Below are 10858 nucleotides of genomic sequence, written 5' to 3'. Positions count from 1 at the left end.
GCGGCCAAGAAGCGGCCAAGAAGCGGCCAAGAAGCGGCCAAACGCGCCGTCACGCTGGCCGCGGCAGGCCGGCATAATTTAATCATGATCGGCCCGCCGGGTTCGGGCGAGCCAGGGGACATAGAAATGGCTGCCTCACGACGATCCTACCGCCACTGACGCCCTCGCTAAGGTGGACGTCGTCCGGTTGGCTAAGTCGCTTCAGTGTCGGTCGCCACGTGCCGTTCGAGTCACGGTTAACTCTCTTCGGTGGGTCCAATCACTGCAGGTTACAACCAACACGCTCTTCCGATTGAATCGCAGAATCGTTCTTATCGAGTCGTCGAAATCGAGCAGTTCCGTCCTGCAAGCCGCTGTCTTCCGAACACACTTCTTTCTCGAAGGGATCGAACGCTGGGTCGGTCACGCGTGTGCACCTTGATCGTTCCTAATCCGCGTAGATCTCTTAAGAAAGGATCCAACTGAGGTCGTTTGCAAACACCTCGTCTTTCAAGTCAGTCGCCCGGTCGTTGTCTTGGTCAAAGAAGAACCAGTCATCCCCGGCGGATCCGGTCAGCTTGTCTTTGTCATTGTCGTCGTCGAGTACGGTGCCGCCCAAGACTAAGACATCCGCGAGTTTTTCGAGGCGTTCTTGATAACTTCGCTTAGACGTCCATTCATTCATGACCGACGTCAAAGCCGTTCTTTGATCGTCGAAGGCCAACCACCCCACGATCAAAATGTCATCATCTCTATTCCCGACGATTCGATCCGATCCACGTCCACCGAGTAAGAAATCTCGGCCTGATCTGCCTAGCAACAAATCATGCCCTTGACCGCCCATAATGACGTCGTTACCAGCGCCGCCCTTGATTCGATCGTCGCCTTCACCACCGTCAATCCAAGTATCGTGGTTAATCGAACCCGCAACTTGGATATCATCGTCTCCCGCTTGACCAAAAATGACCAAGCGTCCGGCGGGAGCAAAAACACCATCTAAGACGTCATTGATCCAGACTTCGATCGTCCCAGACTCAGCACCTGATCGAATCTCGATATCATCCGCGGAAGTCGTGCCACCTGCATAAAGCGCGCTTAATTCAGGATTCCAGGTATCGGGCAATAGCGCGGACGTGGTAACCACGACCTCTATGTCAAAGAGATTGGTCTCGCCGTCGCTGTCAGTAACGGTGATGGTAACGCGATACGTTCCGGCCTTTTCAAAAATGTGCTCGCCCGCGACGCTACCGCCGCCTGCTTGCTGGGTCGGGACAAGTGGCTCGAGGTCCGATCCGTCGCCCCAGTCCACGGTCGCAGTGTGGGTATCGGAGATGCCTGCATCGGCGAAAACGCCACGGAATTGCAGGTTTTGGCCGACAACACCGCCGACATTGGGTGCGGCAACCGGGCTCCCAAAAGTCACATTTTCTAGTGAAACGACACTGGGTGCGACGTTGCCCACAGTGATTGTTTTCGAAACTGCTGTGCTGCCACCGTCTTCATCCGAAACGGTGAATACGATTTCGTAGCTACCATTGTCGTCCGGCGTAAAAGAGTAAGCGGTGAGGCCGACGTCAATTTGTTCGTCGTACAATTCGCCATCTTTATGAACCGCGTAGGAAAGCGTGAGAACATCATTGCTTGCCGCTGGATCACTCACTGTGGAAGTGACGTCGATGGTCGTACCTTCCTCAAGAATTTGGCTAATCGAAACAATCTCCGCACTCGGATCCACATTCAGAACTGGCTTCTGAAACGAGAGCGATATCTGCGGCCCGCTGGGTATCGTGATGGCGAGGTCAATCGAGGCCGTTCCATTATCGCCGGACACAAATGATACGGAACTGTCGTCGCTCTCGGTCAACTTACCTACCGGATGGTTCACCGTCCACGCATAGGACGTCCCGGATCGGTAGAACGCATTGGTGTAGTCCAAGCCAAGTTCCACTCCGCTACCTTCGAACCAATTGCCCCAAATACCGGTCAGTTCTGGCGTCCAAGTATCATTGAGCGTCTCAACCCTAGAGTAGGCAATGGCATTCCCGTCAAAACTGAACACACCAGCGGATAAAGATTCGATTTCGTGGACAATCGTGGACGACAAATCGTTACGAACGAGGATGGAGTCCTGCTGGTTGCCACCGATAATGCTGATCCCATCGGTGGGGAACAGGTTGGCGGCTGCAGCGGAAACAATGAATTCGTTCTCCACATCCTCGGCGCCTGAAATCGTGATCTGTTGTGTGTGGGAGACCGGCGTATTCAACACCTGCTGGTCGTTGCGTAGAACCACGACTCGGTTGCCATCATAAACGTCCACCTGGATGCGATTACTCGTTCCATCACTTGGTGCCGTGTAGGAGAAAGGATCGTCTTCCAGAATGATACCTCGTGCACCCTGACGCGAGATCACCGCGCCCTCGGGTGCATCGAGCCAGAGTTCGAATTCCTCTTGCCCCTCGAATTGTGTGTCGCCGTAAATGGGGACTTGAATCTTACGTTCGCTGGCGTCGCCGGCTTCCCAATGGAGGTGTCCGTAAGCGAGGCCATAGTCAAGGTCGCTTGCTGCGTCATTGACGTCAACGGTCGAATACCGAACGGTGATGGGCTCCTTGCCCGCGTTGGAAAGCGACACGGTGAATTCCATAAATTGCTCTCCCGTATCACCTTCGAGCAATTCTCCGTTTGTGATCTCGATTTCGGGGATCAGCAGCGTGCCGGGAATCGCCGCGTCAATCAACTGCCGCAGACTCGATCCGGTTGTTGCAGCTTGCACCTCGGAAAGAGGGCGTTGTCCTCGGGATGCCTCCTTTAGCAAAGTGGCCACCGTTCCCTGGGAAACAATCTGAACTTGGGCCACGGACTCCATGTATTGGATCGACGCATCGACAGGAAGGCTAGAAATTGCGGAATTCCCTTCGGCGATGGTGTCGGCCGCAACGACCAACAACGTATCGTCGATAGTTAATCCAAACTGATTAGCGACGCTTTGCAGTAGCGATTGAACGACATATCGGTTGTTAAGATCAACGATTTCATCATCGTTGCTAATGGCCGAAGCAATCTCAGAATAAAACGCATGGCCAAGTTCGCGTTCGGAGGGTGCATTTGTTAAACCGCTTAGTAGCATCGCAACCTGTTTGGCAGAATTATGCAGCATTCCACCACGGGCGAATACCAAGGCGGCAGCGACGTCGCCGCTATCGGCTCGGATAATCGGATCACGTCGCAACAGGTCGAACTGCGGCAATTCGAATCCGGCCAGCACGCGATCCACCGCCGCCGGAATGTCATAGGCACCGCTATTGACTAGTTCCGATACCAGGGTCGTCAACGGATTCAACACGCGACTGCCAAGTGGTGCTGTCAGCGGCAGTGTGAGCTGTAGATTGGTTGAAAGATCAACACCGCCGGTGACAACGAGCTGACCTTCGCTCGATTCAATGATGCCGTTATTGTTTTGGTCAAAGTCTATCGGTATTTCACCGTACATCATGCCGGAAGAGGTCACATCGAAGTACGGTTCGGCCGGTTCATTGGCATCCTGAAAACCGTCGTTATCGAAATCGACAAAATCGGCAACGAGATTCTTGTTAGCATCAAAAAAGCCGCGGTAACCAACGATCGGACCATCCGACGGGAAGGTCGCGACGCTCTGCTTCAGTTGATTCACCACTTCTGATTCAACCTGAACTCCTCCATCGCGATCAGCTTCGATCGTAATTACATCGCCGACGATTTGTTTGCATACTGCGGTCGTGGAAGCGGCAACTGCAGTCGAGGCAAACGCGCCAACACCGCCCGTCCAAACAATTGATCCCACACCCGCTGTTGTACCAAGTGCGGAGCAGACTGCCGTTTGGAATGCGTCGTTAGCCAGGTAGCTCCAAACTTCGAGAAAAGCTCCTGCCGGATCGAAGCCTTCGACGTGCTCAATCCATTCATCATAGCCCCGCTTGTTGATGAAGTGAGAGTACTCGAGCTCACCCCAATATCCGCTTCGTCGGTCATCATCGATGATTACAGCTTCGTGGCGAGTCGTACTGCCGAATTCAACTCCGATGGCGCCGACAATCGAGAAAAACACATGCTTGGTGACATCCAAACTGCTATCGTTATCTGTGTGCGTCACATAGTCAGCAGAAGTAAGGCCTGCTGGAATGACGACCAACTCCGTCTCGCCTTTTCTTGCATCCAGAATAAAGACTGGCACATCGAATTCCGCGGGCGCATTAAGCCTCACAGGAATCGAAAACTGCCCAGCTCCTTCGGAATGTTCGCTGTAGCCCGTGCCAAAAAAGACCGTGCCTGTCTCATCATCACCGATGCGAATCTGACTTTGGGGAATACTCGAAGAAGCGACGTCCGACGCCGCAAAAGATAGACTAATCAGTTCTTCGAATTCTAGGATGTTGTCCTCGTGGATATTCAGGCGTGTCGAGCCAGATCGCTGGAACGGTGGGATCACGATCTGTGTTGAATTGGCATTCGCACCTTCAAAGTTGTAGTCCGCACCAAGTTCCGCCGTGCCTGAGGCGGAAATGAAAGCGGTGATCGGCTCGTCACTAACTCCACTGAGGTTAACTTCCAGATCAACCGATGCGTTATCCTCCAGCAAGTAAGTTTGGGACACGGTCAACGTGGCCCGCACATCGTCATTGCGGATGATGACGGAGTGCCGGGCCTGATTTCCAACCTGAGCAATTGAGTCCGCCCCAGTCGGATTCTCTAGCTGCCCGATTCGGAGATTGACCGTCTCGTTGGCTTCTTGGGTACTGTCCTCAAGAATCACCAGGTCGATCGTGACGCTCGGTGTACCTGCAGGTACACGAATCCGTTCGGTGGAAAACAGATAGTCGGAGCCGAGCGTCGCCGAACCAGCCAGGAGCTCGATCGGTACGATGATTTCCTCCGGAGAAACCGGAGACACCTTGATCTCAATTGGAAGTGTCCGCGTGGATTCGTAGTCCGACTGCTGCCAAACGGCGAATTCAACGAGCGGGATGTCGTTATCATTGATCCCAACGACCGTCGTGGACGGACTTGCGACCAAAGCCCCGGTTGCAGATGCGAGCTTTGCTACCAGAAACTCTTGCGGCTCTGGTTGCGTATCGTCATCGATCGTCAACGAGCTGGTCGCAGTGGTTTCGCCAGCCGGAAAGTGTAAATTTACGCTCGATAGCGACGATACATCCTGTTCATCAACGGAACCTGACAAATCCACAACCACGTCGACCGGTTCGGAATGTGCCGCCGACAATTCAGCCGTCAGCACAATCTCACTATCTTCCTCTCCGATTTCGCTGTAAAGCTTGGTGAACGATACGGAGGGCGCGTCGTTCTGACGAATGGTCAACGTAAAAGTATCGGTAACGCTAGGATCGTTGGATAGCTGACCGTGATCGGGCGATTGCATGGACAGAATTACTATTTCATTCGGTTCTGGCGTCGCATCGTCTGCAATCTCGACGTCGATATACCCGAACGTGGTTTCCGGTGCGAATCGGAGGACACTGGCAGCTGGCAGCGTGTAATCCGCCGGACTGCTTGCCGAGCCCGACAGCGAAAGCGGAACAACGACTTCGCGCGATGATGGATGCGACAGTTGCGCTGTCAGCGTGATCGCTGACGACGCTTCCGCAATCACCTGTCCTGAAGTAACAAACCAAACCGTCGGCACGTCATCCGTATCATCTATCGTAATGGCGTGTGAATATTCGGTGCCGGCAACCGCGTTGAACGGGTTGGCCATCTTCAACAAAAGCGACTCGGTCTCCTCGTCTATCTCATCATCAATCAGGTTCACTGTCAAAGAGCCGGACTTTTGCCCTGCCTTGATAACAAGGATCTGTGAGTCGAGGGTGTAGTCGTTGGTTGAAGCGTTACCTGATACGGTCATCGGTACCGCAATATCTTGGTTGACCGGTGCAAGAATACTTGCCGTCACGGCAATCATGCCCCCCTCACTCACCGTCGTCCCTGCTATATCAAAGTTGACTTCGGGAACGTCGGTGAGCGGTGGACCGACCTGGACATACGCTTGGGTGAACGTGGAATCACCCTCGTCATCGCTTACGCGTACACCAAAGATCTTGAGGCCCGGTGATGCAAAACTTGTGCCGAAACTGCCGCTCCTGTTTTCAACGTCATAGATACCGTCGCCGTCCCAATCAACTTCGTAGGTCAACGGATCGTCACTGACATCGGCCACTTCGACGGCAAGCGATACCAATTCGTTGACATCCACAGCAAGTGGGGTCGTCGTCACGGCAATGATACGCGGCGCAACATTGAGAACCGTGACCGAAAAAGTGTCTGACGTTGTGCCACCGAAACCGTCGTCGGCCGTTACGACAACGTCGTAAACTCCATCATCCGTGTACGTGTGTTCGACCGACTCGCCCATCAGCGAAACATTGTCCGCAAATTCCCAGGTGTACGTCAGGTCATCGCCGTCAGCATCCGAATTTGATAACACGCGATACGAAACGACTTCGCCCTCCCGCACGGCTCGATCCAGTCCAACCTGGAGCGATGGTGGAGTATTCGTCAACACGAGCTGGCCGGTCACAGTCGTCGATGAAAAATCAGTGCTGGACGCTGGGCCGTGATCGAGATCGTTATCGGACGCTGTCAGAGATACCTCGTAGAGTCCTGGACCGGCGCCGGTTAGATCAAGACTTCCTGCGACGTCGGTCGAAGTGAAGAAAGGGGTACCATTCCGTGTCACAATCAAACTACTGGACGAGATACCAGAGTCCGTGTTTCTTCCGTCAAAGATCTGGAAATCACTGATATCCCAGTTGATCGAAGGCGATTCGCCATGTGAAGACTCCACGCCAACCTCTGATAGCGATCGACCGAAGTGATCGGTCAATGTAATCAGTGGGCCGGCGGAATCGTCATCTACGACGTTGATTACCGGAGAAATCGACGTCACCGAACGAGACGTCTGATCGTTGACCGTGATCGAGGTGCGGTAATTACCCAGCCCAAAATCGGCGAAATCCGTTGGTGAAAGCTCAAGCGATCTTTCCGCCTCGGCACCCACACGCCAATTCGTCAACGACCAGGTATTCGACCGTACGTCAGTCCAAGCTCCGGTGGTTGTCTCTTTTTGAAGTGTGATCGTTGCATCTTGGAGGTCCCCATTGCGATCCTTGATCTGCCAGACAAACGTCCCGCCAGCATCGTCAATCCGCTCGCCCGAGTCACCGAGATCAGTGTCATACCTAACCTGAGGCGCATACCCTATTGTACGGTCGTTGACATACAAGTCCTCAAGGATGTGACGATCGTTTGCTGCTCCGGTACTCGCGCCAAATCCGAATCGCCAGTTGGAAGCAGGATCCCAATTTGGAATTTGAACGGTGATTGTCGACCCCGGATACTGTGTAAACAAAGCGGGGTGGACGAGAGTTAACGTCCCACTTTCATTGATCGTTACACGCGTTGGCTTAAAAGTTCCCCGCAAGCTCTGATTAGAAACTTCGTCGGTCCACAACCCTTCGACTCGCCTGACGCGTGTTTTGTCGTACCAGACCTCAATACTTCCCGGATTATTTCTTGAGCCATTAAAGGTATCGAATTTGATTACGAGACCATCGATGCCCGGACCCGCTTGGCCATCTGTTTGACCAGGACCACTATTGCCCCAGGCGCCATTTGGCACGGGACCGTATACGAATGAGAGCCCATCGCCTGGCAAAGATGACGTTGAATCCTTGATGCTCTGATTGAAGCGGACATCAAAACTAAAAGCACGCACGCCATGGTTGTCCACGACAAGCGACCCGGTCCGATTATTCTGAGCAGGTGTTAACTCGACCCACTGTCCTTGGTGCCTAGCGGAACCATACGCATCAATATTGGATGGCAAACCCCCATCAAATGAATTGTTGACGAGAACCGCCAACAACCTTCGATCCTCCAGCAGCTCGGTTTTTAGTCGTCGTCGTCTGCGCTTCGCGTCTGGTTGGGGGCGGGTGCCGAAGATGCGGTGGCGGAGACGAGTCGTTGGACGGATGGTCTTGCGGTGAAATCGGGCCATGGAGGGACTCGGCTATTCGGGTCTGCGGATCGATGGGGGAGGCAGCAACTTTGCTGAGGGCGGCGGTAATGCTCGGAGGCGGCAATCGAAAGAGCGCGCAGGTGGACCGCGATCGCACCGTCCGTATCAGGGCAGGCCGATCACGGCTAATGAGTCATGCGAGAGTTGCGGCCGGTTTTTCCAGGAAATCCGAGTTTTCTTGCCATCCTCTTGTCCATCTCCCGCTCCGATTCTTTCCCAAGTGCCCCACTCGGGTTACACTCGATCGGAGCGTTCTTGAAGAGGGTTTGAATGACCGACCTCACACAGATTCTGGATGACCTTGCACTGGGCCAGGCCGATGCGACCGAACGGCTACTGCCGGTCGTGTACGAGGAGCTTCGGTCGATGGCAGGGGCGATGATGCGCCGGGAGCGTGATGACCACACGCTGCAGACGACCGCGCTGGTGCACGAGGCCTACCTGCGACTGGTTCAACAGCATCGGCCCGAGGGTTGGGACGGACGCGGTCATTTTTTCTCCGCTGCTGCCGAGGCAATGCGGAGGATACTGGTCGAGCACGCCCGCCGAAAGCTCGGCAAGCAACGTGGCGGGCACTTGAATCAAATCGACGTCGATGCGATCGAGGAGCACGCTTTGGATGACCAATCGCAATCGCCACAGCTGGTGATCGAGGTCGACGAAGCGATCGACGTCCTGGCCCGCCAAGACCCCAAGTCGGCCGAGTTGGTCAAGCTGAAATTCTTTGCCGGCCTTTCCCTTGTCGAGGCGGCCGAACTGTTGGGAATCTCCAAGTCGACCGCCTATACCGATTGGGCTTACGCCAAGGCGATGCTGGCGCGGGTGCTGGATGGGGCGTGATCCCCACTGGGCATTCGATAAATTGAGAGAATGTCTGGAATTTCCCACCGCTTCTTTCGCATGACCCAATGGAGATTCTCTTCGCAGCTCGGTACCACCTTCCGGCTGGTGATAGTTTTCCCTGGCTTGTGAACCGATTATGACTGACTCTAATCCCCGACAGTCCCCTTCGAGCAAACCCGATCCGGCGGTCGTGAAAGAAGCGTTTGCCGGTGTTTTCTCGATCGCCGATCCGGACCAGCGGGCCGAGATGTTGGATCGCCTGGATAGCGACAGCCCACAGGTCGCCTCCGAGGTCCGGCAGTTGCTACAGGCATTGCGGTCAAGTGAGAGAGTGGAAAAGGTCTCGGCGTATGTCCCCATGCTGGATTTGAGCCTGGCCAGGCCGCCGGAGCAGCAGGAAGAGTTTTCCGACGAGGATCACTCGATCGACCCGGTCAACTTCAGCGTCTTACGGTCAATGGAAAAGACCGTCGCCAGCGTGCCGCACGTGGTGTTGAAATCGTCGGGGGACGAGGGCCCGATCGTCAGAGTGCGATCGTCAGAAGTGGATCAAACCTGGAATCATGTCAACGGACGGTATCGATTGGATGGTGAGATCGCCCGCGGAGGCATGGGCGCGATCCTGAAAGGTCGTGACACCGATCTGGGACGTGATTTAGCGGTCAAGGTGTTGCTCAAGGAGCACCGCGACAATCCGGAAACGGTCAAGCGTTTCATCGAAGAAGCTCAGATCGGTGGTCAACTGCAACATCCTGGAATCGCCCCGGTTTATGAACTGGGACAGTTCCACGATGAGCGTCCCTTTTTCACCATGAAGCTGATCAAGGGAAAGACGTTCGCCGCGCTGCTCGCCGAGCGTCAATCGGTCGATGACGACCGGGCGAAGTATTTGGGAATCTTCGAGCAAATCTGCCAGACGATGGCTTACGCTCACAGCCGTGGCGTGCTGCATCGCGATCTGAAACCATCCAACGTGATGGTCGGTGCGTTCGGCGAAGTCCAGGTAATGGACTGGGGGCTGGCCAAAGTGCTGGCCGCCGGAGGCGTTGCCGACGAACGCAAGCAGCAACTCCAGCAGGAAGACAAGAGTCTGATCCAGACGGTGCGGAGTGTTGATTCGGGAAGCACCTACAAGGACAACGATTCCGTCATCAGGTCGGCCACCCGGATGGGCAGCATCATGGGGACGCCCGCTTACATGTCCCCGGAGCAGGCGACCGGCGAGATCGATCGGCTTGACCAGCGGGCAGATGTCTTTTCGCTCGGCTCAATCCTTTGCGAGATCCTGACGGGCAACCCGGTGTACCGTCGCGGCAAGCAGATGGATCAGCTGATGTTGGCTCGGGCAGGCAACATTAAAGAGGGGCTTGAGCGTCTGGACGCATCCTCGGCCGATGCCGAACTGGTCCGATTGGCGAAGGATTGCTTGGCCGTAGATAGGAACGATCGGCCGAGTGACGCTGAGGAGGTTAGTGAACGAATCAGCGACTATCTGGAGTCGGTGGACCGGCGGCTGCGGGAAAAGGAACTCGAGGTCGCGCGGACGAAGACGAAAGCGGAAGAAGAACGCAAGCGACGCCGGGTGGTGATGGCTTTGGCCGGCTGCGTGGTGCTGGCCGTCCTGCTAGGAGCCGGCGGCTGGATGTGGGTGAAAGAGAAGGACGCTCAGTTGGCACAGATCAAGGCGGATGCCGAAGTGGCGGCTGCCGCCGAGCGTTTCGAATTGGAGCAGCGGGTGCAAAACGAGATGGCAGCCGCCGCGGCCCTGGCTGATCGATCGGAACAGATGCCGAGCTTTCGAGAGCTAGAGCGGGCCATGGAAGCGATTCGACGTGCTCAGGCCGATGCGGCGGGTGAGGATGTCTCCCCGGCACTGGCCAATGACCTGAGCGAGTTGCACGCCAGGGTAACTCGGCAGCAAGCGGACTCAAAACTCGTCAAACGCCGGGTGCATTCCCATTTAGT

4 protein-coding genes are annotated in these 10858 nt (G+C 55.2%); 3 read left to right on the top strand and 1 reads right to left on the bottom strand.

Annotated elements, in window-relative coordinates:
- Positions 1 to 54: 54 nt before the first annotated feature.
- Positions 55 to 159: an ATP-binding protein gene (locus tag NZK35_RS28550; protein ID WP_407699848.1), complete on the top strand. Its 105-nt coding sequence runs from the start codon at positions 55 to 57 to the stop codon at positions 157 to 159.
- A 286-nt stretch (positions 160 to 445) separates the two neighbouring features.
- Here the strand turns inward: NZK35_RS28550 and NZK35_RS28545 are convergent, their stop codons facing one another.
- Positions 446 to 8029, bottom strand: a complete 7584-nt coding sequence (locus tag NZK35_RS28545) for a Calx-beta domain-containing protein (RefSeq protein WP_259635934.1) — start codon at positions 8027 to 8029, stop codon at positions 446 to 448.
- Between the two features lie 291 nt (positions 8030 to 8320).
- Between NZK35_RS28545 and NZK35_RS28540 the strand changes: the two genes are divergently transcribed.
- Together NZK35_RS28540 and NZK35_RS28535 are read left to right on the top strand one after the other, a co-directional pair.
- Positions 8321 to 8890 carry an ECF-type sigma factor gene (locus NZK35_RS28540; protein WP_259635933.1) on the top strand — a complete coding sequence of 190 codons (570 nt, stop codon included), beginning with the start codon at positions 8321 to 8323 and terminating at the stop codon, positions 8888 to 8890.
- A 139-nt stretch (positions 8891 to 9029) separates the two neighbouring features.
- Positions 9030 to 10858, top strand: a 1829-nt coding sequence (locus tag NZK35_RS28535; protein ID WP_259635932.1) for a serine/threonine-protein kinase, incomplete at its 3' end; no start/stop codon positions are given.

This window comes from Stieleria sedimenti (genome assembly GCF_025060895.1).
GTDB classification, from domain to species: Bacteria; Planctomycetota; Planctomycetia; order Pirellulales; family Pirellulaceae; genus Stieleria; species Stieleria sedimenti.
The sequence above is the reverse complement of the archived record's forward strand: the minus strand, read 5'-3'. Positions and strand labels throughout refer to the sequence as shown.

Excerpts from the sequence above, each read along its gene's own strand:
- NZK35_RS28540 (WP_259635933.1), top strand. The coding sequence starts at position 8,321 with ATGACCGACCTCACACAGATTCTGGATGACCTTGCACTGGGCCAGGCC.
- NZK35_RS28545 (WP_259635934.1), bottom strand. The coding sequence starts at position 8,029 with ATGGCCCGATTTCACCGCAAGACCATCCGTCCAACGACTCGTCTCCGC.